The sequence below is a fragment of the Micromonospora sp. CPCC 205739 genome (genome assembly GCF_036906795.1).
Lineage (GTDB): Bacteria > Actinomycetota > Actinomycetes > Mycobacteriales > Micromonosporaceae > Micromonospora.
The window spans coordinates 94,283-118,308 of record NZ_JBAKHS010000012.1 but is presented as its reverse complement, the minus strand read 5'-3'; the positions used below and the strand labels follow the sequence as shown (position 1 = coordinate 118,308).

The 24,026-nt window shown below is 68.5% G+C and carries 25 protein-coding genes; 13 read left to right on the top strand and 12 right to left on the bottom strand.

What is annotated here, in order from left to right; all coding sequences use genetic code 11:
• The first annotated feature begins 2 nt into the window (after positions 1-2).
• A complete protein-coding gene (locus tag V6U88_RS19275; RefSeq protein ID WP_334454867.1) occupies positions 3-1,499 on the top strand; it encodes a hypothetical protein in 1,497 nt (498 codons plus the stop codon).
• A 9-nt stretch (positions 1,500-1,508) separates the two neighbouring features.
• On the opposite strand, the gene V6U88_RS19270 is transcribed toward V6U88_RS19275, so the two are convergent.
• Entirely contained in the window at positions 1,509-1,697 is a 189-nt protein-coding gene (locus V6U88_RS19270; protein WP_334454866.1) for a hypothetical protein, read from the bottom strand.
• Between the two features lie 1,245 nt (positions 1,698-2,942).
• Between V6U88_RS19270 and V6U88_RS19265 the strand changes: the two genes are divergently transcribed.
• The 4 genes from V6U88_RS19265 to V6U88_RS19250 all read left to right on the top strand — a co-directional run bounded on the left by V6U88_RS19265 (position 2,943) and on the right by V6U88_RS19250 (position 4,554).
• Positions 2,943-3,227, top strand: a complete 285-nt coding sequence (locus tag V6U88_RS19265; RefSeq protein WP_334454865.1) for a hypothetical protein — start codon at positions 2,943-2,945, stop codon at positions 3,225-3,227.
• Entirely contained in the window at positions 3,224-3,520 is a 297-nt protein-coding gene (locus V6U88_RS19260) for a hypothetical protein (RefSeq protein WP_262285944.1), read from the top strand. The genes V6U88_RS19265 and V6U88_RS19260 overlap by 4 nt, the downstream gene beginning before the upstream one ends.
• 5 nt (positions 3,521-3,525) lie before the next feature.
• Positions 3,526-3,732 carry a hypothetical protein gene (locus V6U88_RS19255; protein WP_334454864.1) on the top strand — a complete coding sequence of 69 codons (207 nt, stop codon included), beginning with the start codon at positions 3,526-3,528 and terminating at the stop codon, positions 3,730-3,732.
• Positions 3,733-3,996: 264 nt separating this feature from the next.
• The gene (locus V6U88_RS19250) at positions 3,997-4,554 is read left to right on the top strand and encodes a hypothetical protein (protein ID WP_334454863.1); all 558 of its coding nucleotides are present in this window, start codon (positions 3,997-3,999) and stop codon (positions 4,552-4,554) included.
• A 475-nt stretch (positions 4,555-5,029) separates the two neighbouring features.
• On the opposite strand, the gene V6U88_RS19245 is transcribed toward V6U88_RS19250, so the two are convergent.
• Together V6U88_RS19245 and V6U88_RS19240 are read right to left on the bottom strand one after the other, a co-directional pair.
• Complete coding sequence (locus tag V6U88_RS19245) at positions 5,030-5,326, bottom strand: GYD domain-containing protein (RefSeq protein ID WP_334454862.1); 297 nt, start codon at positions 5,324-5,326, stop codon at positions 5,030-5,032.
• A 326-nt stretch (positions 5,327-5,652) separates the two neighbouring features.
• A complete protein-coding gene (locus V6U88_RS19240) occupies positions 5,653-6,684 on the bottom strand; it encodes an ATP-dependent DNA ligase (RefSeq protein ID WP_334454861.1) in 1,032 nt (343 codons plus the stop codon).
• A gap of 389 nt (positions 6,685-7,073) precedes the next feature.
• On the opposite strand from V6U88_RS19240, the gene V6U88_RS19235 reads away from it, so the two are divergent.
• Positions 7,074-8,162, top strand: a complete 1,089-nt coding sequence (locus tag V6U88_RS19235; RefSeq protein WP_334454860.1) for a hypothetical protein — start codon at positions 7,074-7,076, stop codon at positions 8,160-8,162.
• 126 nt (positions 8,163-8,288) lie between these two features.
• Here V6U88_RS19235 and V6U88_RS19230 read toward each other — a convergent pair whose 3' ends face one another.
• Positions 8,289-8,855, bottom strand: coding sequence for a hypothetical protein (locus V6U88_RS19230; RefSeq protein WP_334454859.1), 567 nt, complete (start codon positions 8,853-8,855; stop codon positions 8,289-8,291).
• 328 nt (positions 8,856-9,183) lie between these two features.
• On the opposite strand from V6U88_RS19230, the gene V6U88_RS19225 reads away from it, so the two are divergent.
• The gene (locus tag V6U88_RS19225; RefSeq protein WP_334454858.1) at positions 9,184-9,741 is read left to right on the top strand and encodes a hypothetical protein; all 558 of its coding nucleotides are present in this window, start codon (positions 9,184-9,186) and stop codon (positions 9,739-9,741) included.
• 101 nt (positions 9,742-9,842) lie between these two features.
• Here the strand turns inward: V6U88_RS19225 and V6U88_RS19220 are convergent, their stop codons facing one another.
• Together V6U88_RS19220 and V6U88_RS19215 are read right to left on the bottom strand one after the other, a co-directional pair.
• Entirely contained in the window at positions 9,843-10,541 is a 699-nt protein-coding gene (locus V6U88_RS19220) for a hypothetical protein (RefSeq protein ID WP_334454856.1), read from the bottom strand.
• Positions 10,542-11,016: 475 nt separating this feature from the next.
• Complete coding sequence (locus V6U88_RS19215; protein WP_334454855.1) at positions 11,017-11,190, bottom strand: hypothetical protein; 174 nt, start codon at positions 11,188-11,190, stop codon at positions 11,017-11,019.
• Positions 11,191-11,491: 301 nt separating this feature from the next.
• Here V6U88_RS19215 and V6U88_RS19210 point away from each other — a divergent pair, with 301 nt between their 5' ends.
• Together V6U88_RS19210 and V6U88_RS19205 are read left to right on the top strand one after the other, a co-directional pair.
• On the top strand, positions 11,492-12,094 hold the full coding sequence (locus V6U88_RS19210; protein ID WP_334454853.1) for a hypothetical protein: 603 nt from the start codon (positions 11,492-11,494) through the stop codon (positions 12,092-12,094).
• Between the two features lie 160 nt (positions 12,095-12,254).
• A complete protein-coding gene (locus V6U88_RS19205; protein WP_334454852.1) occupies positions 12,255-12,629 on the top strand; it encodes a hypothetical protein in 375 nt (124 codons plus the stop codon).
• Between the two features lie 50 nt (positions 12,630-12,679).
• On the opposite strand, the gene V6U88_RS19200 is transcribed toward V6U88_RS19205, so the two are convergent.
• The 5 genes from V6U88_RS19200 to V6U88_RS19180 all read right to left on the bottom strand — a co-directional run bounded on the left by V6U88_RS19200 (position 12,680) and on the right by V6U88_RS19180 (position 17,000).
• A complete protein-coding gene (locus tag V6U88_RS19200) occupies positions 12,680-12,973 on the bottom strand; it encodes a hypothetical protein (protein ID WP_334454851.1) in 294 nt (97 codons plus the stop codon).
• An 11-nt stretch (positions 12,974-12,984) separates the two neighbouring features.
• Positions 12,985-13,857: a hypothetical protein gene (locus tag V6U88_RS19195; RefSeq protein WP_334454850.1), complete on the bottom strand. Its 873-nt coding sequence runs from the start codon at positions 13,855-13,857 to the stop codon at positions 12,985-12,987.
• A gap of 237 nt (positions 13,858-14,094) precedes the next feature.
• Positions 14,095-15,168 (bottom strand): tyrosine-type recombinase/integrase, encoded by a 1,074-nt coding sequence (locus V6U88_RS19190; RefSeq protein WP_334454849.1) that lies wholly within the window; start codon positions 15,166-15,168, stop codon positions 14,095-14,097.
• Positions 15,169-15,858: 690 nt separating this feature from the next.
• Positions 15,859-16,326, bottom strand: a complete 468-nt coding sequence (locus V6U88_RS19185; RefSeq protein WP_334454848.1) for a hypothetical protein — start codon at positions 16,324-16,326, stop codon at positions 15,859-15,861.
• The gene (locus tag V6U88_RS19180; RefSeq protein WP_334455006.1) at positions 16,287-17,000 is read right to left on the bottom strand and encodes a nitric oxide synthase oxygenase; all 714 of its coding nucleotides are present in this window, start codon (positions 16,998-17,000) and stop codon (positions 16,287-16,289) included. The genes V6U88_RS19185 and V6U88_RS19180 overlap by 40 nt, the downstream gene beginning before the upstream one ends.
• 88 nt (positions 17,001-17,088) lie before the next feature.
• Here V6U88_RS19180 and V6U88_RS19175 point away from each other — a divergent pair, with 88 nt between their 5' ends.
• The 3 genes from V6U88_RS19175 to V6U88_RS19165 all read left to right on the top strand — a co-directional run bounded on the left by V6U88_RS19175 (position 17,089) and on the right by V6U88_RS19165 (position 18,909).
• Positions 17,089-17,460: a hypothetical protein gene (locus V6U88_RS19175; RefSeq protein ID WP_334454847.1), complete on the top strand. Its 372-nt coding sequence runs from the start codon at positions 17,089-17,091 to the stop codon at positions 17,458-17,460.
• Positions 17,461-17,698: 238 nt separating this feature from the next.
• Positions 17,699-18,349, top strand: coding sequence for a GGDEF domain-containing protein (locus tag V6U88_RS19170; RefSeq protein ID WP_334454846.1), 651 nt, complete (start codon positions 17,699-17,701; stop codon positions 18,347-18,349).
• Positions 18,350-18,462: 113 nt separating this feature from the next.
• Positions 18,463-18,909: a hypothetical protein gene (locus tag V6U88_RS19165; RefSeq protein WP_334454844.1), complete on the top strand. Its 447-nt coding sequence runs from the start codon at positions 18,463-18,465 to the stop codon at positions 18,907-18,909.
• Between the two features lie 128 nt (positions 18,910-19,037).
• Here V6U88_RS19165 and V6U88_RS19160 read toward each other — a convergent pair whose 3' ends face one another.
• Entirely contained in the window at positions 19,038-19,463 is a 426-nt protein-coding gene (locus V6U88_RS19160) for a hypothetical protein (RefSeq protein WP_334454842.1), read from the bottom strand.
• Between the two features lie 213 nt (positions 19,464-19,676).
• Here V6U88_RS19160 and mobF point away from each other — a divergent pair, with 213 nt between their 5' ends.
• Positions 19,677-23,954 carry a MobF family relaxase gene (gene mobF / locus V6U88_RS19155; RefSeq protein WP_334454841.1) on the top strand — a complete coding sequence of 1,426 codons (4,278 nt, stop codon included), beginning with the start codon at positions 19,677-19,679 and terminating at the stop codon, positions 23,952-23,954.
• Positions 23,955-24,026: the final 72 nt, after the last annotated feature.

Genomic DNA, 24,026 nt, shown 5'->3' with positions numbered 1-24,026 from the left:
AAGTGACCATCACCTTCTCGACCCCCGCCGCGGCGGCGGATGACGCGCTCCACCATGAGGACGCGGCCAAGGGCAACATCGAGGCGGCCCAGCGCGCCATCTCCGCGCTCTCGGCGGCCCTGAGCGGTGCCGCGGACTACAACAAGATTTTGCTGCGCGCCGCCGCAGGCGCCGGGAAGTCCTACGCGCTGGTGCGCATGGTCCGCGAGGCCCTGGACCACGCCAACTGCACTCGGGTCGCAGTCACTGCCTTCGCCAACAAACAGGTCTTCCCGCTCGCCGGCGATCTCGGTAAAGCCCTCGGTGCAGCGAAAGTCTGCCTCTTCGTGGCCGCGGACCGCCTGCCCGAGGTTCCCCAGAGTGTGCGCGACAACGTCTCCGTCGCGACGACAACCACCCTCATCCCTAGCTCTTGCGAGGTCGTTCTCGGGACTTCACACAAGCTTGGCGCCCTGGGCGAGCGCCGGCGACTGCTCGACCACCTCGGGTCAGCCGGCAACGACTCACTTCCCTTCGACGTGCTGTTTGTCGACGAGGCCTGGCAGCTGCCGCGGCATCGCTACTCAACGGTCGAGGGGCTCGCTCCGATATCCGTCGGAGTGGGCGATGTAGGCCAGCTGCCACCTATCGACCCCAGTCAGAACCCGTGGCGAGGGGACCCCGGCTACAACCCGTACCGCGCATGGCCCACCGCCTACGAGAAGAGCGAAACGACCTGTGTCGTCAATCTCCCAGCCGTATGGCGCCCGACGGCGGCCCAACTCCGCCTCTGGCAGGCCTTCTACAGCGATTGGGATGAGCTGAACTGCGTGGCGGCGCCCGGCGACCGGTCCGTGGACCTCCCGCCCCTGACCGGAGCGACGGCCTCGATCTGGGCCTCCGTCGCCAGCGGAAACCCCACTCTTCTCGAAGTCGACGGCCTGCCCGCCCCCGAGGCTGCCGACATCGATCTCCCGCTTCTCGGGACAGTCGAGGAACTGCTCACCCCCCTTCTTGAGGGCGGCTTCAGCACCATGGCTCGGACGTACGACGGCCAAGGAGCTCCCCTCGACGAGGTCCGCGTGAAGTCGGCGGCACCCGAGGGCAACCCGCTGATCGTCATCCTCGCCACCCGCAACCAAACCGTCGACGACGCAACCGACATGGTGGAGCGCCTGACCGAGAGGTACGACCTGCCCGATGGCGTACTCGTGGCGTCAACGGTCGACTCCTGGCAGGGCCAGACCAACGCCATCACCGTCGCCATCCACCCGCTCTCCGGAGCCGAACAGCTTGACGAGTTCAACTCCGCCTTCGGGCGCCTCGCTGTCACCTGCACCCGCGCGACCCACGGTCTCTTGCTGGTCGCCCGCAGCGGCCTGGACGACCTGCTCGGCAAGGCGCCGGCCAGGCCCGGCACGCCGCTCGGCGAACCGGGATCACGATCACTCCCCCGCCAGACCCATCAACGGATCCTGTCTGCCTTCAGCCGGAGCACGCTGGCGGTAGACTCGATCTAGCCGCTCGCGCTATCGCCTGGGCTTCAGGAAAATCAAGATCGCGATTAGCACGCCGGCGAGGGCGCCCAGAATCCAAGCGCCGAGGGTAAACAGCATGTCGCGGGTAGCGGGGAAGATCAGGAGGATGACGAGGCCGACCAGGAGCCCACGCAGCGGTGAGGGCTTCTTCTTCTCGCCTTCCCTCTCTGCTCTACTCATGCCGGCAGCTCCTCTGTAGGGCGCCGCCGGCCCTCGTCGCACAGCCGCAAGTACCGGCACCGCAGCCGGTTTGTCACGCTGACGGCGGATGTCACGCCGCGCCCAAGCGGATGCATGGTCGGAAGCGTAGCCCTCTACCCCTGCACCAGGTAACCCTGGTGAACCGGTCGCGAACGACATCGCCAGCGCGACGGGGGGCGTGAGGTGTTCGCCGAGATGGACGAACACGGCACCGAGCAATTTGGTGGTGGATCAGGTTAGGATCAGGTTAGCGGCCATCCAGCGCTGACCCGACCGCTCGCCGCCGCGCCGCAACGATGCGCTCGTCGCGCTGGCACGGCGCAAGATCATCGTCTTGTACGCCATGCTGGGCACCCGCCCGCCTTACCGGCCTAGTTCAGCTGACGACTGTGCTCGCGAATGAGGCGCTGCCCGCACGGGGGAACGGGCAGCGCCTACCGATGACGATAGTTGCCGTCTGACACCGCTGCCATCCGCGTGGCGTCGATCGGGCGTCCTCCATCCGGACGGGGCAGGGTGGACGGTCCGGCGAGCTTTCGACGTTGAGGCAGCTTTGTGGTCTCGGATCCGTAGATGGGTTCGAGGACTGCGGAGTGCGGAGTGAGAGATAGCATGCGCCGGGTTCGATAGTGATGATCGCTTATGCGGTCATCGACCGCTCCGCCCGGGCAGATGCCCCGGCTCCTGTTGACTGCACTGTGCCATGACGCGGACGAGCATCTCACCGGAATTCGTGCAGGAGGGTGCTCCCACTGCTGCGGTCCAGACAACAAGAGTCCAGACGGCAAGAGACACCGCGATTGCGACGGCGGTGATGATCAGCTTTAGTGTCGTGTTGTCTCTACGTCGAATCGACGCGGCCGGTGCTGCCGCCGTGTTCGTGGCTGTGGCGACGGCAGCGGTATGCTCCGCTTTCGGTGCCCGATGCCTAGATCGCCACTTACCGTCATGGATGGAGCGACCTCCGCTGAGTTGCCGAGGCATAGGCCGGTGCCCGACCTTGTGCCTAGTGTCCACTTCCCGCCCCTCTTTCCGGAGGCGGCGCGCATGCCCGTTGCCGGGCAGCTCTAAACATCGACTGGGCGCAATGGCGGCGCTAGCGCGCGACAACAAGCGACGGCGACCCCGCAGCTCAATGCGAGCTGCAGCACGGGACAGCCAATCCGCCGTGCACCTGGCACCGTGGCCGCAGTGACCTGCGTTTACGTGTGTAAACTGGGAGGCGTGGTGGAGGAGCAGTTCCGCTGGGACGAGGAGAGCTACCGGGCGATCGCCGCGAGCGGCGTGGCCTGGCAGGACGCCTCGTACGTCTTACGTCACGGACGCCCGCGGGTGCGCCGCCACATCGGGGCGCTGCTGCACATCGCCGCGCACACGCACGACGGCTCCATCATCGGGGTCACCCTGATCGAGGAGAGCGACGACCAGTACCTCGTCGTCAGCGCCCGCCGCTTGGAGGGCGACGAGTGCGACGCCGTGGCGAAGATGCTGTCAGGAGGCAGGGGATGAACCGCGAAGACGCTCTCAACGCCGCCAACGCACCAGTCGACTGGACCGCCGGCGAGGTCGAGCACCAGCCGCGGCCGGTCAAGTCCGTGTACTCGATCCGACCGGGCGAGGAGCTGGCGCGCTGGCTCGAGGACGAGGCCGACCGACTGGGCACCGACCCGGGCCGGTACCTAAAGCAACTACTCGTCGACGCCCGGGCCCGCGCCGCCGCGGCCGAGGACCCGACCGTCACCGTGCGGCTATCCGAGCTACACCGGGCCATCGACCAGGCCGCCGGCCTAGCGGCGGCCTGACGCCCGTGGCTGAGCCCACCAGGCTCGTCGAGCCGGCAGCCAGCTTCGCCTCCACCGACTTCTGGCGCCGGCTCACCCGGGGCGTCCATGGACACGACGACCACCCGCTCATGCTCGTCGGGTCCGCCGAGAACACCGCCCGCTACGACCTGCGCTGCAACCGCTGTGACAGCGTCCTCGTCGAGGTCCTCGTCGACCGGGCGGCTGCCTGACCCGGCGAGCATCGCGTACGCCGCCCGCACCTCGGCCAGGCGCACGCCGCCGTTGTAGCGCGGCTGCGCGCCGGCCCGCCGCGCGGTGGCGACCTCGAACACCACCGTCGCCGGAGGCTCGGCGTCGGGCAGCCCGGTCACGCCATCCAGTCTGCCGGCTCGCGGGGGTGCTCGCCTCGACCGAGTCCTGATCTTGTGTCGTCCTACAGACACTGCTTGTCTGAGGGCAACCGACCCCGCTGATGATCAGTAAGGTCCACGCGCATGACCGAACCCACCGCGGCTGCGCCAGCCGGCAAACGCCGGATCCTCATCGCCGCAGCTGCCGTCGCTGTTGCCGTCCTCATCCTCGCCGTCGGTTTCGCGCTCGGACGTGGCTCTGATCAGCCGGAGGCGGCGAATCGCCAAGCGGCGACTGCATCTCCCACCGCTGCCGCCACCACCCTGGCCGCCACTCCCAGCGCCTCGCCCACCCCGTCACCGAGCAGTTCGCCGAGCTACACCCCGAATCTGCCGACGACGATGACGGACGAGGGAGGCGACTGCATCGACGACAAGCCCGACAAGTGTGGCCACTACGTCGCCGGGTCCAGCTGCAAGAACGTCGAGTGGTGCGAGAAGGATGACCTTGTCGAGCCGGGACTGTGGGCGACTGACGGAGGCACGGGCCTGACCGACTGCATGTGGGGGCTGTCCCTGCCGCCGGAGTACGGCTTCGATGGCGGCGGCTACGCGACGTCCTACACGGAGGCCCAGGTGCCCAAGGGTGCCATCTTCACGACCCGCAATTGCCTCGCCGGATGGAAGTGGCTACACCCGTAGCTGGCACCCCGAGAAACGGCGACGGCCCCCGGTTCGTGGGCGGGGGCCGTCGCCGTGTTCAGGGTACTGAGCCATTCGCCCTGCCCGATCTGCGCCCGCGGTGCCATGCCGGTCCGGCCGCGCGAGCTGGCCGACGCGGGCGTCCCCACCTTCTTCGTGCCGACGCCGGAGCGGCCCGAGGCGACGCTCCGAATCGAGCTGCGCGACCATCGTCCTGACGAGGAGTTCGGCGTCCGCCTCACGTCGACTGGGGCCGAGGTGCCACGAGCCGCCCGAGGAGCCGGGTCCCCTCCTGGTCACCACGACGGAAGTCCTCGTCGACCTGGCCGGGCTCGTAGCGGCCGCCGCCGCCATCATCGGCGATCCCGAGGTCGTACGCCGTCTTGTGGCGGGTGTGCGCCTCCCGGACTCCATAAATCAGTAGGTTTCCGGGCCGCCCTACAAGCTCCCGCTCGGAGGCAGTGGGTGGAAGGCCTTAGCCAGCGGTTTTGGCGATGATGCGGTCCATCTCCTCTTGACCGAAGGCCCGCAGGGTCGTGGTACGGACGTTGCCCGCCCCGCCGAGCTGCAGGAGCGCCGCGGCGGCGGTTTCGTCGTCGGGCGCCTCGACGACGGCCACGAGGTCGTACGGACCGACGGTCCAGTAAATGTTCAGGAGATTCGCCCCGAGCTTCTGTGTCGCTGCGGCGAAGGCCTCGGCGCGCTTCGCGGTGTCCTTGTAGCCTCGGATCCCCGGATCGGTCCAGTTCAGCAACGCGATAAACGTCGGCATGGTCCTCCACCTCCATGAAGAAACCTCATCGTAAAGGTCAAATCTGGGCATAACGGCCGGAATCTGCAGTAAGTGCGCATCAGAACGAGTAAGGCGAGCGATCACAGGATGGCGGCCCGCCCGGCGAGCCACGCTCACCCATCGCTTCTAGGGCCGAGCTGGCAAACGAGTCAGCAGCGCATGTCCGCCGGGGGTTGGTGCGCGCCCCCGGCCCTCGGGCCGAGGGGCCCCCGCCCGGGGGGAGATTCCTCGGCCGGACTGTTCCTGCTGCATAAGCGGGGCAGTTGCGGCGCCCCTTCCTGTCTCTGGAGTGGGGCTGAGGTCAGTCAGGCGATTCGGGCGTAGTCGGAGAAGGGGTCCTCGCCTTCGTCGAGGATCAGCGGCACGTCGTACACCGACAGGTCCGGCCTGGGCCGCGCGTACCGGACGCGGTGACGCCACCGGTGATGCTCGTAGGCCGTGTCCACCTGAATCTCAGCCACCACGGTCGGCTCGACCTGGACGTAGCGCAGCGGCTCGGGCCGCTCGAACTGTCCGGACCACGCGGCCGGTAGTGGATCGGGCCAGGGGTGGGTGACAACGCGGCGCTCGGTCGGGCGTGGCGGGGACAGCAGTGCCGCCAGTTCCTGGCGCTGGGGCGTGGCCAGCGGGTGCGTGCGGCCGGTGTACCGGAGCCGGCCGCGCCGGTCGAACCGGCCGAGGAGAAGCGTCTCGGGGTTGCGGATGCTGGCGGTGACGCCGCCGATGATGGCCTCCGTGGTGGCACGGGCCCGGAACTTCTCCCACCCTCGCCGGCCAGGCTCATACCGGCTGTCCAGCCGTTTGATCACAACACCTTCCACGCCGGCCGCAGTCCAGGTGGTCAGCCACTCGCGGACCTCGGCGACGTCGGCGCTCTGCGGGGTGACCGCCAGCTGCGGCGGGGCGCCGGCGAGCAGCCGCACCAGCCGGGCACGACGCTCGACCAGTGGAGCGTCGAGCACCGGATCCCCGCCAGCATCGACGAGGAGGTCGAAGGTGACGTAGTAGGCCGGGTGTTCACGGGCCTCGCGCAGCAGCTGTCGGCCGGCGGTGACCCGCCGCTGCAGCAGGGCGAAGTTCGTCCGTCCCCGCTCCCACACGACCAGTTCCCCGTCGAGCACCGCACCCGGCGGGACGAAGGCCCGCACCGCCCGGGTGATGTCCGGGAAGTATGGCGTTAGATTCCTGCCAGCGCGGGACTGCAAGTAGACGTCGGAGGCTCCCCGGAAGGCCAGCGCCCGCCAACCATCCCACTTCGGTTCATAGGCCAGGTTCGGGCCCTCGGGCACCGAGTCCACCGGCGCGGCCAGCATCGGGGCGACAGGCCGGCGTAGCACCGGCCCACCTGGCGACGTCTCCCACCGCCAGGCCGGGCTCACCCCCTCCAGCCCCATCCGCCCTGACCGCTAGCGCCGCTCATGTACGTCCCTCCCCCGACATCGTCAGGCAGCGAGAGCGGGCCCCGGGCGAAGATCAGGCACAACGAATGCATGGGACCTGCGCATTCAGAAGCTGCGAACTCCCGCCGTCGCGCGGCAGGCACCGGGTGGCTGCGCCCGACGGAGCCCGCATGTCACCCTTTCGAACCGACCTGACAGCACGGACGGATGCTGAAGGAGCGCCGGCGACGCCGCCGATGAGCGCTTGGTACTGGCCCGCCGTTCGAGCCTGAGGCTGACGGAGCCGGCGGTCAGTCTGCCTGCCGCGTAGGTGCTACCGTCCCCGCGTGACCGCCATCTGGGGCTCCGACCCGACAGGCAACTGGCAGCCACTTGCGGCAAGTCAGTACCCGGCGGAGCAGGCCTTGCACGACCTGGTCGCTGAAGGCCCGCAGATGCTTCCACTGTCCGGGGCGCCGCGCCTGACCGTCCTCGGCACGGAAGTGCGGCTCGGCACCGGCCGCGCTGACGTCGTGGCTGTGGAGTCCTCAGGCCGGCTTGTCGTCATCGAGGTCAAACTCGCCGGAAACCCGGAGGCGCGACGCGCAGTCGTCGCCCAAGTGCTCTCCTACGCCGCGTACCTGCAGGGGCTCGACCCTGACTACCTTGAGTCGACCACCCTCGGCGCGCACCTAGCACAACGCAAAGTCAAGAGCATCGTGGAAGCCGTTCGCAACGACGACCAGGAGGGATCAGTCGACTCTGCGTCGTTCGCTGACGGGCTCGCCCGTAGCCTCGCGGACGGAGCATTCCGCCTGGTAATCGTGCTCGATAGTGTGCCTGACGAGCTGGTGCAGCTGGTGGGCTACCTGGAGGCGATCACAGACAGGGTCGTTATCGATCTCGTCACCGTCACGGCGTACGACGTCGGGCAGTCTCGAGTGCTGGTGCCCCAGCGCATCGACCCGGGCCGCAGGGTGGCGGAGCTGTCGGAAGCGGAGGCTGCAGCCCGGCAGGCGAATGCGCTGCAACCTGGCTCGGCTGATTTCCGTACCGTGGCCGCGAAAGCACCGACCGAATACCAGCAGATGCTGGAGCAACTGATCGACTGGGCAGAAGCCCTCGACGCGAACCACCTGATCTCACTGGCCACCTACACCGGCAAGAACGAGATCACGACATTGCTGCCGCGTCTGACCCGCGAGGGCGGCGGACTTGCAACGATCTACTGCGAGCCGAAGGGCGCCTACCTCCAACTGTGGCCGTCCGTGTTCAAACGCCTTGCACCCAACGCCATACCGCTCGTGGAGAGGGAGCTCGGCGGCCCAATCAGACAAGGCCAACGGATCAATGCGGTTTCCGACAGCCTCCTCGGCGCACTCACGTCCGCCTATTACGAGGCGAACGGCCGGCCCGCACCATCGTCTCTCTCGTGACGCTGCTGGCGGCGCAATCGTGATTCAGCCGGATACTGGCACAAAACCCGGGGCCGGAGCTGCCGCTCCGGCCCCGGGTGAACTCGGTGGGTGACCCAGGCGTGTGCCTCGGCTCCAACCGTCACATCATCTGCCGGCGGCGCGGTAACGGCTGACCATGATCAGCGCCGTGGCGGCGGCGCCCAACAGTCCCGCGAGCGTGAGCAACCAGAGTCCGGCACCGGCACTCACCTGGGTGGCGGCGCTCATCGCCTTACCGATGCCCAGAAGATCATCCTTACCGGACATGCTTGCCCGCATGTCCGCCTCCGCCGCTTGCAACTCCACAATCTTCCACACGCCGACCCCGAACAATCCGCAGGCGGCGAGGCCAGCGAAGATCGGCGCGACGGCGGGCATACGCTGGCCGCGCAGGCTCAACCCGCCGTAGGCGGCCACCACGAGGCCGAGTACAACAATGATCCAGCCGTCCGATCCGTCCATACCGGACACGGACATACTGCCCAATATCGGTGCGCTGACCTTGACCCAAGGCATGAACGAGCCAATGACGGCGGCGATGCCGGCGCCCAGCACGATCCATTCGCGGACCGGTCGCGCCGCGGCCGGCGCCATGGCGGGCCCGCCTTCGAGGGGCTGACCAGCGGACGGCGACTGGTCCGGCGGCGGGGGCGGGGTGAGATCCTGCACCATTCTTCGATTCCTCTGGGCGTCGACGCCCATCTCACCTCTTGAGGCGGGCACAGAGGTAGCAATCTATGGCACCCCACAGCAAGACATCGTCCCCGAGCAGAAACCACCGCCCGTACGGATGATCAAAGTGTGGACGTGAAGTGCGATGTACCCGGCCATACTGCCTCGCTATGCCGCCGTCCGGGTACACAAGATTGTTCTGCCGCTGTTCGCTTGCAGACCATTGCCATGCCGGTCGGCACGTCTTCGATTGTCATGTGTGCCACACCACAATCAGCCACCCTGCCTCGGCCTTCCGCCATGCACCGGAAGGCTGCACTATCGGTCGGTGCGCATCCAACTCAGCCTCGTCGCATTGGCCGCCGCTGTCACCCTCACCGTGACTGGCTGCGGCGGCGACACCGGCAGCAGTCCTACCGTCGATGTCTCCACGGCCACCACGCCCGCAGTCGCTGTCGCCACGGCCACCACGCCCGCCGTCGCGCCCACGCCGGCCGCACCACTGGACGCTAAGACCGTCCTAGACCGACTCACCGCTGCGAAGGTGGGTTTAACCGGCGCCGCAGTGCAGACCGAAGACACCGACCCAAACAACCTCCTCGGCCGCCCCAACGGCTATCTGTCCCGAGCATCGGCGGACATGCCGGGCGGCGACCGCGGCGGCGACAAGTACAGCGTCGACCGCGGCCTCGTGATCGAGGTGTTCCCGGCAGCGGCGGACGCCGACCGGCGGTCCAAGTTCATTCAAGACACGCTCAAGGGCATGCCGATCCTCGGCACCGAGTACCACTATCGAACGGGTGAGGGAACGGTGCTGGTGCGGGTGTCGGGGAAGGTCAAGCCGTCGGTCGCTAAGAAGGTCGAGGCGGCCGTCGCTGTGCTGTGACCCGCCCGGAACGCCCCGGCCCCTTCTGACACCGCCCAGCGTTTGCGGATCCGACAACGGCCCCGTCCTCCGAGATGGAGGCGGGGCCGTTGCTCGTGCCGTCAGTCCTCGAGCGGGCCGGGCGACGCGTACGCGACGCACGATGCCGGCTTGCCAGTCATGAGCGGGTCGACCTCGGCAAGAGCCTTCCCCGAAGGCGGGATCATGTCGGGGTAGGTGAAGGACCCCCCAATGATCTTCTTAGCGGCGTCATAGCAGACGACGTCCACCTTGGGGCTCTTGAGCGGCTCCGTCTTCGGGTTGATCACCTCGACCTTGGCCGTGAAGCCGTCCCCGTACTCGGACTTCACGACGGTGACAGGGCCAGTCTTGATCTCGGGGAAAGGCTCGGAGGAAAAGGTGCCCTTGTCCTCAACCAGCAGCGTCGCCTCGACCTTGGCGACCTTCTTACCCTTGGGTACCTCCGCCTGCGTCTGGACGGGGAACTTTTGCCCAGGACGAGAGAAGTGTTCGACCTGCGATTCGCTCGCGAGCAGCTCGCCGTTGGCGTCCTTGACGTTGAACTGGACCGTTACGGTCTGCCCGACGTTGTCGGAGGTGTTTTGCACGATGGCGATGAGCGACACGTAGTTGTCCCTCTGACCGAAGCCGGTCTCCGAGAGTGAGCCAGCAGGTTTCTCCTCGGCTGCGGTTGCGGTGCTGTTAGTTCCCCCGGTCGAGGAGCCCTGCTCCACCTTGTCAGCCTCACCACAGGCGGCGAGGGACAGTACGGAGCACGCGACGAGGGCTGCCACCCGCATATTGATCAAGCTAGTCCCCATTCAATGTTGTTAGGCGTCAAAGACGACAGCGCACCTTACCGACACGCAGGCTGACCAGGCGGGTGGGCCCCCGTCGTACGAACGGGTCGTCGGGCGCGAGCACAATCCATCAGGTCGCACGTCGCTGGCTCGGCGCATTTGTTGTCGCGGATATTCACCCCCGCCCAGTGTTCCCTCCCCCACGATGGCGAAGATGAGGAGCGTTGACAGCCGGCGCGGGCGGTGAGCCCTGCCGGCGCCGCTATTCGTTAGGGCCGGGCGGGACCCCGGGGGGTCAGCGCGGTCCCGCCCGGCAAGAGGTCACGCACCCCGACCTCCTCCAATACAGGCGGCGAGCACTTGGACCTTGTTACAGAGAAGTGCGGAAGGAGCTGAGGCTATGCAAGTTCGCATCCGGGCGACACGATCAGGAGAGTTCTGTTCCTCCCCGATCCAGGTCGAGCACGGCAGTTGCCTACCCGCGTTGCTGATGCCGTCGGATCTGCTCCTCGAGCACCGCTAGGCGGGCATGAATATCGGCCAGATGGGCTGCTGCGCGCTGCGCGCGAAGGCGCAGGTCCGCCAGATCCCGGCTGAGTTGGTCCTCGGCGGGATCCGCCACCGACGCCGGCATCTCCGCGGTCGTCATCCTTGTTCTCCCCATGGTTGAGCAACCCGCAGAGGGCAGCGAGGTGGCCAGACCATACCCGGAGCGCCGAGCAGGAAAACCGTCCCGTTTCTCGGCACCGTGCTCGTCCACGGGCGGATCGAGCCCGGACGCCGGCAAGATCAGGAAGCGAGGTCGGCGTCGGGCAGATGCTGACACACAGCCGGGAGATCCAGGAGTGCCAGAAAAGTGATCAGCCGCCGACGGCAGACCACGTTCCTGATCGCCCGGCGCCGCGATGTAACGAGCAACCGCCTTGGTTGCGCTCATGTTGACAGCAGGGATGGAGATCGGGCCGGCGGCCAGTAGCCGTGGCTGGACCGGCGACATCCGGACGACATCGTCATTGCATGATCGGGCCGCCGGTGACGGCGATCTGGGTGGGGGTCTCATGGCGGTGGATCTTTCCTCGGTCGCGCGCGAGCGGGCGGTTCTCGCGACCATCGCCGATGCGATGGTCACAGCGGCGGTCGGCAGAGGTCTGCGGGTAGCCATCGCCTGCCCGGATTCACACCTCGCCCTGGTCGATCACCTCGCTCAGGCGCTGCACGTCCGTGGCCGGCCATGCCGCAGCCTCGTCTCGAAGCCGAACCCGTCGAGCACCGCCAGCTTGCCGTCACGTCCGGGAGAAGCCCACTCGACCGTGCTCGTGATCAGCAGCGGCCCGTCCGGACAGGCAGACGATGACGCCGAGCGCGTGGACATCAACGTGGCTGTCGGCGCCGCAACGGACCACGGAGGGGCTTTCAGCCACCGGGGGGCGGACGGGGGCCATACAGACGCCGGCCGTGAGCCGGGCATCATCGTCGCCTACGACGAACCCGGAGGGCCGTCGATTCGCCACATGGCCTCCCACCTGTCGTCGTCACCACTCACCTCGCAGTAGCAGCGGCGGCGGCACCGACGCGGCAGCGGAGCGGATCACTAGTACCTGCCAGGGTCGGTCGCCGTACTGGTCTCCGCAGGCGTCCAGAGAGCCAAGCTGGGCACCACCACGTCTGGGCGCGCCGCGTCTGTTAGAACGTCTGTTCGATTAGCCTGCGAGCGTGGAGTGGCGAACGCGCTGGCACATCACGATCCGCTGGGACCGGGCCGACAGCTCGCCCGCCAGCGTGACCGTCCTGGAGCGCGTCGTCGACTCCCCCGCCCACCTTCGCCACCTCATCGCGCGGGCCCGCGCCGACCCGCACGTGGTCGCCTTCCCCTACCGCCAGGTCCGCGAGCTGGTCGGCGACGAGCCGCAGCACTGCCGCGCCGGCCACGCCTACGCGGGCGGCTCGGCGACCCGGCCCGTCCGCGACTGGTGGCCCTGCTCCTGCGGCGGGCACCTCGTGCTGCGTTGCCGCCGCTGCCCCGACGTCCTGGCGGACCCGCCGGTGGCCGCCGAATGCGACACGAAGGGGCGGGCCACGTCTCCGTGACCCGCCCCGGTTGGTCCGCTCAGCGGACTAGCCTCGCGTCGCTGGTCCGCTCAGCGGACTAGCCGCGGTCGGCCGTCGCCGCCGCCGAGGTGCCCGACGATCCCGCCGCCCCGCTTGTGCTGCTCGACGATGGCGCACTCCATGCACAGCACCAGCGTCGCCTCCGGCGCGCGGCCCGCCGCCGCCCGCTGGTTCGGCCCGATCCACACGTCCGTCGAGCAGTCGACGCACCGCGTCAAGCTGTGCTCGACGGTCGGCACGAACGGCGGGACGCCCATGCCCTCCAGCAGCTCGTTGATGTTCGTCGGCGGGCACGCCAGCATCAGCCGCTTCTGTCGTTCCACGTGGACCTTCCTCACATCTGCGCGGCCATCGCCACGGCGACGACCTTGCCGTCCGCGTCGATCCGCACGCCGGAGCCGGCCACATCGCCGCCCGCCCGGCGCACCGCCGCGATCCGCTCGAACACCTGCTTGCCGAAGCCCAGCCGCTCCACCGACGGCACCACCACCAGGTCCGCCACGCCCTCGTCGACGTCGACGACCGCCGCCCGCCAGCCCTTCGTGCCGACTTGCTCGCCGACCACCTCGTAGCCCTGCTCCGCGCACCACCGCTGCGCCGCCTTCGTCAGCTCCTCCAGCGTCGCCCGGTCGCCGCGCACCGCCCGGGAGAACAGCACCGCCCGGCGCCGCACCCACCGCCGGGCGTCGGCGTCCCACCGCGCGTGCTCGTACAGCCGGGTCAGGTCCGGTCCGGACCCGGGCACGTCCGGGGCGCACCGCGACCAGCTGGCCGTCTCGGCGTCCCAGCGCACGTGCCAGCCGAACTCGCGGGCCTCCGCGTGCGCCGGCCACCGGCCGGTCCAGTCCGCGCGGCCGCAGTCGTGGCCCGCGGTGTCGGGCTGGGCCCGGCACCACATGCGCTTGCGGCCGGTCGCCAGGCATTCGGCCGCGTCGCAGTCGTCGGCGTGCTCTTCGCCGATCGCCACCTCGCACGCCGGGCAGGTGCCGCGCAGCAGCTCGGGCTCCTCCGTGCTGTCGGTCGGGCCTGCGCCGGCGGCGCGCACCAGCTCGGTACGCGCCGCCGGCTGACCCGTCGGGGTCGGCTCACTCGTCGCCCTTCGCGTCGGGCTCACCGCCACGGTCGCCGTGTTGGCCTCGTGCGCGGCGATGAACCGGGCGACCAGCAGCCGGTTCAGCCGGTCGATCCCGGCGGTCTGCCCGGTCACCGCCCGCCAGGGCCGCGACCATCTCCTCCTCGGCCCGGTCGTAGAAGCCTGGCATCACCACGGCGGCACGCATCGCATCGACCAGCAGCGCATTCGCCGCCTTCGCGCTGCCCCACTCTCGACGAGGAACCGCCGCCGCATACACAGGACCGTACCTGCGGTTGCCAGTCCCGTAGCCGCGCTCTCTCGGTCGTAGCAGCTCACAGCAAGCAATAAGCCTCCGCCAGCGGATGGTGCTCACAGACCGAGATGGCTTGGATTTACCGATGCACCCGATTCCTCAGCAACAAGCGGATGCGACTCGCCCGAAAGCGCAGACAGTGCCCGGGCAACGTCGTAAATATCTGCCTTGACGTAGGTACTTGTCACACCGGCGTCCGAACGACCGGTATGGCCGGCATATGCTCTTGCGATGGCGTATCCGAAATTCCGTTCAACCCAGGTCAACGTGGTATGCCGTAGCCAATGTGTCGATACCTGCTGGGCTTGGATCCAAGGCAGGCGACGCCCCAATCGCTGCCAGAGATGATCGTAGCGACGGCTCGTCAATGGAGCGCCCGACCGGTATCTGAGTAGTCGCGTACCGCCACCTATCCTCCCACGCTCTTCGTGATGCCGGACAAGCATACGCAGCATAGAAGGGGAGACGGGCTGCCAGCGAACTGTCCCGCCCTTCTCGCTGAGCCGAATGCAGCAGTTGTCGAGGTCCAGGTCCGCTGGGTCCAGACCCAGTGCTCCACCCCGCCGGCAGGCTGTTTCGATGTGAAGTCGCAGGATGAGGGAGTCCAGGTGCGGATCATTTCCCGTGCGTCCTGCGAGTTCCACTATCTGCGCAAGCTGACGCTCCGTTAGGGCGTGTCGATTACTCGGCAGCCTTCGGGGCTTCGCCACACGTCGAGCTGGATCTTCCGCCTCGGCAATCAAGCCGTCGGCAACGGCGAACGCGTAGAGGCAGCGAAGGGCAGAGACCGTGTGTTCAGCCGCCGAGCGGCCACCGCGGGAGTTGCTACGCACGACTGCACTCGCGCGGATCTGCTCTACAAGCGCCGAGATTTCGGATGGTGTTGGATCGTTCAGTTTGCGCTCGCCCCAGCACTGCTCGATTCGCTTCCAGTAGCTGCCGTAAAGCCGGCGGGAGCCTGGAGCAACGGCCGCCGATACGCGCTGGATGTAATCGCGAAAGGTTGGGATTCCCGGCGATTCGCCGATTGCCGACGGTCCACGCAACCGTTCATCGGGAATCCGCGCAAGAATCGACCGCAGGGCGGCTACCTCTTGGGTGGTTAATCCATTTGGCAACGGGCCGGTCATGTAGCACCACCTGAGTCACTGCCCATGAAAGCTGCGAGCGCGGACTCCACAAGGTCCATGGTGCAAAGGGTGACCAATCCTTCTTTCCTCCGCGCCACCACTAAGAGTCGTACGCCCGCGGACAACTCCGCCGCATGCCTGATGGAGGAGAGTATGCGGAGGTGCCCTTGTGCTGTAACAAGACATGTCCGGTCCTCGCCGCGCTGAATTGTGATGAAGCCCTCCCCCACTTTGCCGTTCAGCGAGTCGTCCGGACTCCACCCCATTGCGCGAACCGAGGATCGATCGGCAAGCCGCCCTCGCGCATCCATGACAGTGAGGCAGTATTGCCAATGGCAACCTTTCGGGGACCCGTGTCTTTGAGAAGTCGGGAGACCGATAGCAGCCAGCAATGACGTTGGTGCCTTGGCCGGTCGCCTCGCGTCCTCGCCGCCTCCGAATGCCGCATTTGCAAGCGCCATCGCCCCGGCTCCCTGCACATCTAGTTCACAGAAGAATCTGGTTCTCGGCGACCCCAGCCGCCAAATTGCCGACTCCGAGGAGATCACATCCGCTGGGCATCCTAGGATGTGGATGATCTGCTCGGGAGCCGAGCTCTCAGGTCTCATCGCATCGATGCAGCCCGCTTCTTTTGAGCGACTACTGGCGGTACAGAAGCTTGGGGCCCGCGTGCGCGGGCCCCAAGCTTGATCACCAGTCGCCGACGGCTCTGAATCCGTAGTACTTGCCCATGTCGATGCGGACCCAGACGTAGAACTTGGTGCCGTCCTTGACGTTGGTAGCGAGGTTGCGCCACTGGCCGACGGGCACGTACGTCCAGTTGTTGCAGGTGGCACGCCCGTAGAAGTTGACGCAGGCGTAGAACGGGCCGAAGTCGACGCCGTCACCGGTGTTGCGGACCTGGATGTCGCGGCACTGGCTGGTGGTGCGGTAGTAGCTGGGGTACTTGGGGTAGCTGATGACTTCGACGCCGTCGTACTGCATGAAGTAGTCGGCGGCCCCGAATTTCGCGCTGTACGGTGCGGTGCGGCAGCCGGCTGCCTGGGCGGGTCCGCCGGAGACTCCGACGAGACCGGCGGTGACGGCTGCCAGAGTGACAGCTGCCGCGGCCAGGCGGGTCAGTCGCCGGTGGGGTCTGGCGGGTGTGCGTGTGGACATGTGTCCTCCCTTGAGTGGTTGGGTGTGGCGGCAGCGGCCGGGGGGACGTCGGCGCGCTGACGCGGTGAGGGTTTGTGGCCGGGCCTGGGGCGGCCGGCGGTGAGGGCGAGGCAGTACGGGTCCGCGACAAGGGCCGGGGTGGGTTGGCCGGGGTGGTAGTAGCGGCTCCAGGAGGGGTCCTGGGGCGCCATCGGGTAGGAGTTGAGCCAGCTCCAGTCACCGATTACGACGCGGCCGGCTGCTTCCTCGTGCTGCACGAAGCGGGCGAAGGCCCGGTTTTCGCGGTGGTGGTCGGTGATGGACACGCCCGCCGTTTCGAAGCTGTGCAGCACGGCTTCGTGGAGGGTGAGCAGAGCCTTGTCGGCGCGCAGCCGGTCACGGTGGTGTAGGCGCAGGCCGGCGATGATGGCGGGGAGTTGGTGGTAGCGGTGGGCGTCGGCGAGGTTGCGTGTGGCGATCTCTGAGGCCATGTAGGTGCCGCTGAACGGTGCGGGGAATCGCAGGCCGCCGAAGGTGATTGTCATGTTGCTGATGACGGGTACGGCGGGCCAGCGCAGGCCGAGGTCGGCGATCCACGGCTGATCGGGGTGGTGGATCGGGACCTCGAGGATGTGCGCTGGGTCTGCCGGTATTAGGTGGAGTTGGCCGTCGGCGGCGGCGATCCAGGACAGCAGGTCGAACGCGCCAGGCGGCGCGAAGGGCGTCCTTCGTGATCTTCACGCCGTTGTCGCGTACGCACCCAGCAGCGAACAGACGCGCGTGATGTTGTGCTCCCTGATCGCCACGTGGATCCTGTCGACGCAGCCCGACGCCGAGGTCACCGAGGAACCAGCCGACAAGGCGACGCGCAAGGCATACCAGCGCGCCAACCGACCTGCGCCAACGGTGCGGCTGGTGCGGCTGCGACGCAAGCAGCAGGCCCGCCAGGACAGCCGCGATGGCACGACCACGCGCGCCTACACCCGCCGATGGTGGGTCGCCGGATTCTTCCGACAGCAGCCCTACGGCCCCGGCCGCGCACTGCGCCGCCGAACCTACGTCCGTCCTCACATCAAGGGACCGGCCGACGCCCCGCTCATCCTGACCGATCAGGTTCACGTACTCGGGGACGCCCGCAGGCGACACCAGCCGTAGAGACGTAACAGGGGAGCCGGCCGCGCCGGCTCCCCTGTTACCCGTCGATGGCAACACCTCGACAAATGAAAGCGTGATCGGCGTAGCCGCCGGCACATCAAATCATTGAGGTTTCTCGACCGTGCGGGCCGAATTGGATAGACCGACACCATCAGATTGGGTATAGTAATGATTGTTCGGAGGGGACGGCGAACCCCCACCGCACACCACACAAACCCCAACCCCAGGGAGCACCCGAATGCACACGGCGTGGCAAACGATCCTGCTCGCAATTACCACCGCCAACCTCGTCGCACTCCTGCTACAAAACCGACGACTTCGCACCGCCCTCGCCACCGCCCGCCACGAGGCCCACCACGACCCGCTGACCGGCCTGCCCAACCGCCGCGCGCTGGTGCGCCACCTCAACGCACTCCTGGCCGACCGCGCCCGGCCCGTCAGCGTCGCCCTGCTCGACCTCAACGACTTCAAAGCGATCAACGACCAGCACGGGCACGCCGCAGGCGACAGCCTGCTCATCCACGTCGCGGACACCCTCGCCGCACTCGACCTACCCGCCGCCTACATCGGCCGAATGAGCGGCGACGAGTTCTTGATCATCACGGACGGCGGCGAACGCACCAGCCGCGAGAACGCCACCGCCGCAGCCGATGCCCTCGACCGCAGCACGCTCGCGATCTTCGGCGAGCCCGTCAACTGCCGCGCAAGCGTTGGCCTTGCGATAGCCGACCACGGCACCCGTACGGCCTCCGACCTGCTCACCCGGGCTGACGCTGCCATGTACGACGCCAAGCGCCGCGGCGCAGCCGTCGAGTTGTGGCACCACACCACCGCAACCACCGCAACCACCGCCACCAAGGCAGCCACCTCACGCCGCCGCTACCGCTAACACCCCCGGCGCGGCCCGGGTCACCCCACCCGGGCCGCGCCTCCACCCGCACCACGCGCCATCGGGCGGAAAGGCGAACACCGCCCACACGAACGCCAACACGAGGAGCCCCTATGTCTGCCCTGACGGCACCCACGACATTGATCCCGGCGGCAACGCCCGCCGTCCACCGCGCCGGTCAAACGCTGGCCATGCTTGAAGACGCCCGCCGCCGCATGGCGCACGTCATCAGCCGTCTGGACTTGTGCGACCACCGCCCCGCGTGGCCCACCGAGCCGGTCCACGACCTCACCACCGCTGTACAACTGCGCGCCGCAACCGTCGCACTAATCAAGTACGCCCGCCGGCACCATTGCGAGGACTGCAACCCCGGACGAATGCGCGCCACCCTGCGACTGGCCGCGATGCTGCTCGACCTTTGGCAGCACGCCAAGCACTACGTGCAGCGCCCCCACCTGTACCCGATCACGCTTGCCCACAGCGCGCACCGGCTGTTCAGCGACTGCGCCGGATGGACCACCACCGGCGACCCCGGACGCCTGCTCGGCCAGCAGCCCTGACCCCGAGCCCGCCCGGCCGCCCGCAGCGGCCGGGGCGGCACACCCGGGGACGTCATCGGCGCGCCTCGAGCACGCCGCCGCCGGCTGCCGCTCCCGACTCTCACCCCACGTCCCACAGCATCCGAGGGTCAGCCGCCGTCCACCAGGTTGGCGGCTGACCCGGCATCACCCATCACGCCCCCGTGCGACACGACCTCCGGCGCAGGCTGCCGGCCACGACGCGGCATCACCGACCCCAACTGCGCGATGCGCTCGCGCACCGCCTTACCGTCCACCGTCCGCCGCAGCGCCCGGACCCTGCTTACGTCCACACCGGCCAACTCTGCGGCCAATCCGTCGTCACGGAGAATCGCCGCGAGGACCACCACCGACAGTTCGTGTCCCGCCGTTGCGTCCCGAAGCTCCCCGTCTACCTTTGCCAGCAACTCGCGCCGCCGCTCGGCAGCATCCGCAAGCGCCGACGCCGATTGCTCGACCGCCCGCACGGCACGCCGCTCGACCTCCTGCCGGGCCCGAAGCGCACGGACCGCATCATTCCCCGTTCGACTCGCCATATCCCGACCGTAGCGACTTTCCGATCCCCCCAACACATCCCGAGCCCGGCAGCTTGCATATTCGGTCGATCCTGGCCGCAATTTCAGGAATCACATCAGACCTTCACTCAGAACGGCCACATAGCCTCCTACCTGCACGAACGCCCACCCTCACGATTCTCACCCCCTTAAAGGCGACACACCCTCTTGCATTCTCCGCCACCCATCTTCTAGTTGATCATCTACGGTTTTCGCATGTTGTCCATCACGCGAATCTCGCCCGGCAGCGGATATCGCTATCTGATGGAGCAGGTCGTGGCCGGCCGGCACGACATGCGCGCCCCGACCGCCGGGGGCCCGGCCCCGTACTACATGGACCCGACGGCGCGCGGTGAGAGCCCCGGCTGGTGGGCTGGCGACGGCGCCAAGGTCCTCGGAATGAGCGGCTGGGTCACCGAGAGCCAGATGCGCTTCCTCGTCGGCCAGGGACGCCATCCCCGCGCCGGCTATCAGCTCGGACAGCGGTGGCGCACCTACGCGCCGCAGACAGACGCGTACCGGGCCGCAGCCGCACAGCGAGCGCTGTCACTCCTGCCCGACGACGCCACGGTCGAACAGCGGGACAAGGCGTGGTACGACGCGATGACCGCCCCAGAGCGCCGGGCTGTGTCCGCGTTCGACGTCACCGTGTCTCCGGTCAAGTCCGTGTCGCTGCTGTGGGCCTTCGGCGACGACGACATCAAACGCGACGTCATGGCCGCCCACCACGCCGGGGTACGGGTCGCGCTTGACCACCTGCAACGGCACGGCGCCTACGCCCGCGCTGGCGCCGGGGGCGTCCGCCAACTCGACACCGCAGGCCTGGCGGCCATGGTCTTCGACCACCGCCTCAGCCGTGAACGTGACCCGCAACTCCACGCGCACATCGTGGTCTCCGCCAAAGTTCAGGCCCACAGCCACGACGCGAAACCCCAGTGGCTCGCCCTCGACGGCCGGGCCCTCTACCGCGCCGCGATCGGTGCCCGCGTCGCCTACGAACGCGCGATCGAAGCCGAGCTACGCCAGCGCCGCGGCATCACCTTCGCCCCACGACCCGATACCGGCATCCGTGAAATCGTCGGCATCAGCGACGGCTCCCTGCGCCACTACGCCAAACGACGCGCCGCCATCACCGAAGAGATCCACCGCGGCGCGTCCCCGCTTCAGCGCATGGCACCGCGACGGTGGCGCACTCGCGCTCAGGACGCCACCCTGCGCACCCGCCGCCCTCACAAAGGCGCCGAGTCGACCCACGAAGCCGTACGCCGCTGGCTCGCGGAAGACCGCAAGATGGGCCTCGACACCAGCGGGCAGATCCAACGTCTTCTCGCCGGTCACGCGCACGATGACAGCGCCGCCATCGCGCTGCGGGTGCTGCGCCGGGCCCGCCGTCTCGCAGCCGACCCCGCCGCCCTGGACGAGGCCACGCTACGGGAAGCCGCCGCCCAGCTTCGTGTCTCCCGCGCGCACCGATCGCGCGTCATCGATGCCGCCATTCGCGCCGACGACCGATTGGCGGTTGCCCGTGCCGTGCACACGCTCGGAGGTCAGCGCGCGGTCTTCGGCCGCGACCACCTCGAACTCGCCATCGGTCAGGTTCTCGACATCACACCCGGGCACTCGCCCGCCGCGGACTGGCAACGTGTGCAGCGCCTCGCCGCGCGCGCCGTCGCCGAAGGGGCTGCGGGCCTGCGCGTCCTGACTCCCCCCGCGCTCGTGCAGTGGGGACCGAGCCTGCAACGAGTCAGCGACCTGCACAGCGAATACACCCGCCACCGGGATCTGCACCTGACCACCCACGCCGTCCTCGCCGCCGAGCACCAGGTCATCGCCTACGCCCGTCAACGCGGCGCGCGGCCCGCACCCGCCGAGGTCGTCAACGCCGCCGTCGAGCAGTTGGACCTGTCCGGAGAGAAAGCCGAGGTGCTGCGGTTCCTCATCGGCGATGACCGGCGCATTACCGGTGTCATCGGTCCCGCCGGCACCGGTAAGACACACCTTCAGCGGGCCGTCGTCGCCGCAGCCCACGCCGCAGGCATACCGGTGCTGGGTCTCACCGTCGGTCAGGCCGCCGCCAACCTGCTCGCTGACGCCACCCAGCAACCCGACGGGACCACCCTGCGCACCGAGAACGTCGCGCGATGGCTGCACGCCCAACATCGGCCCCCGCCCGGCACCCGAGCCCGCCACTGGACGTTCGCACCCGGGCAATGGGTCATCGTCGACGAGGCATCCCAAGTCTCCAGCCACGATCTAGCCCGTATCACCGCCCAGCTTGACCAGGTAGGCGGCAAGCTCATCCTCGTCGGCGATCCCAATCAGACATCCGCCGTCGGGCCCGGTGGGCTGCTCCGCTACCTCGCCACCCTCGGCGTCACCACTTCCCTGTCTCACGTACATCGCTTCACCCACGCCTGGGAAGGCCCCGCCTCACTGCGGCTCCGACACGGTGACCCCACCGTCCTAGACGAGTACGACCGGCGCGGGCGCCTCGTCGGCGGGCACCGCCGCCACCTCGTCGACCAGATGCTCACCCGGTGGCTCGCCGACATCACCGCCGGCCGCCGCAGCATGATGCTCGTCGACACCACCGAAGAGGCCAGCGACATCGCCCACCACGCCCGCAACCTGCTCATCATTACGGGTCATGTGCAGCCCGGCCGAGCCGTCCGTCTACGGGACGGCAACCTGGCCGGCGTGGGCGACACCATCGTCACCCGCCGCAACGACCGGCGCATCGCCGCCGGCCCCGACTACGTCACCAACCGCGACCAGTGGCGCATCCACGCCGTCACCCGCGGCGGACAGCTCCACGTCACCAACATCACCACCGGCACGGCCGCCGTCCTGCCCGCCGCCTACACCGCCCAGCACACCCACCTCGCGTACGCGCAAACCGTCGACTCGGTCCAAGGACAGACCGTCCACACCGCCCGCGCGCTCATCGACGACAACACCTCCCTCGCCCGCGTCTACGTCATGCTCACCCGCGGCCGAGCGCTCAACGAGGCGTACGTCGTCACTGACGACGACCCCCGCGAAGGCACCCCACCCGCCCCGCCCACCGCCCGCGTCGCCGTTCTCGCCGACATCATGCGCCGCGGCGCACCCGAGCGCTCCGCCACCGAAACCGAACAGCAGCTCTGGGCCGACGCCGACGCCCTGCACACCTGGACGCCCATCTACGACGACCTCACCGCCCGCGCCCGCATCCCCGAACACCTCGCCATCGTCCGCCAACTCAGCGGCCCCGCCCTCGCCGACCGGCTCGCCCACGACCTCGCCCTACCAGCGCTCATCAACCGACTCACCACCTACGCCGCCGCCGGCCACGAACCCCGCGACATCCTCCGCCGCGTCATCCGCGTACGCGAACTCGACACCGCAGACGACATCGCCGCCGTCCTCAGCTGGCGCATCGACCGCCTCATGCAACGAGCCACCGCCGACCCCGCCGTCGCCGAACGCCCAGAACACTGGCGCACCCACACCGACCGCCTCCCGACCGACCTCACCGGCGACATCGGTGACGCGCTACGCCAGGTCGCCGCCATCTGCGACCGCCGCGCCGAAGCACTCGCGCACCTCGCCGCACAGACCCGACCCGCCTGGAGCCTCGCCCTCGGCGACATCCCCACCGACGACTTCGGCCGCCAACAATGGCTCACCCGCGCCGAAGTCGTCGCCGGCTACCGGGACACCTATCAGCTGATCGGTGACCACCCCATCGGACCCGAGCCCCGCACCAGCGACATCACCCGCTGGAACGCCTGGCACCGGGCCCGACTCGTCCTCGGCGCCGCAACCCTCGCCGGCAAGCTCACCACCGCACCCGACGCCGAACTCGCCCGACTCATCACCGCGCAACGCGACGCCGATAGCACCGCACCCGCCTACGTCGCCGAGGAGCTGCGCACCACCTACCGCGCCCTCACCGACACCGAACACCACCGCCACGACCTCACCCAGTTGCTCGCCACCGCCGACGCCACCCACCGCCACTCCGTGCTGCGCGCGCAACGGTTGCAACCCTGCTGGTGGCACCGCGGCCCGTCACGTACCCGACGCCTCAGCGCGCAACGCGACCTGTACACCCACGCCGCCGCAGCTGCCGACCAGGTCGGCAGCCTCCAGCAGAAGCTGGCCAGCCTCGACCACCAGATCGCCGAGCACAGCCGACGCGCCGCAGTCCTCGACGCCCAGCACGCGTCGTGGAAACGCTGGTACGACAGCGCCCTACCGACGCGCTACGCCGGCCTCGCCGCCGCCGCCGAACAGGCCCGCCGCGCAGCCAGCCGCAACGCGAGCCTCGCCGACGCCGTCGCCGCCACCACCGCCCGCGTCCACGCCGTCAACGGCACCCGCCCCACGCCCCACACCGCACCCGTCCCTGAGCACCTGTGCCAACACGCAGACGACGCGCACCAGCGCATCACCGCCCATCTCGGCACCAACCAGACGGAGATCGACTGATGCACCCCACAGCTTTCGTCGGCGAATCGCGGTGGCAGCCATGCACCGGCCCAGCGCCTACCTCATGTCTTC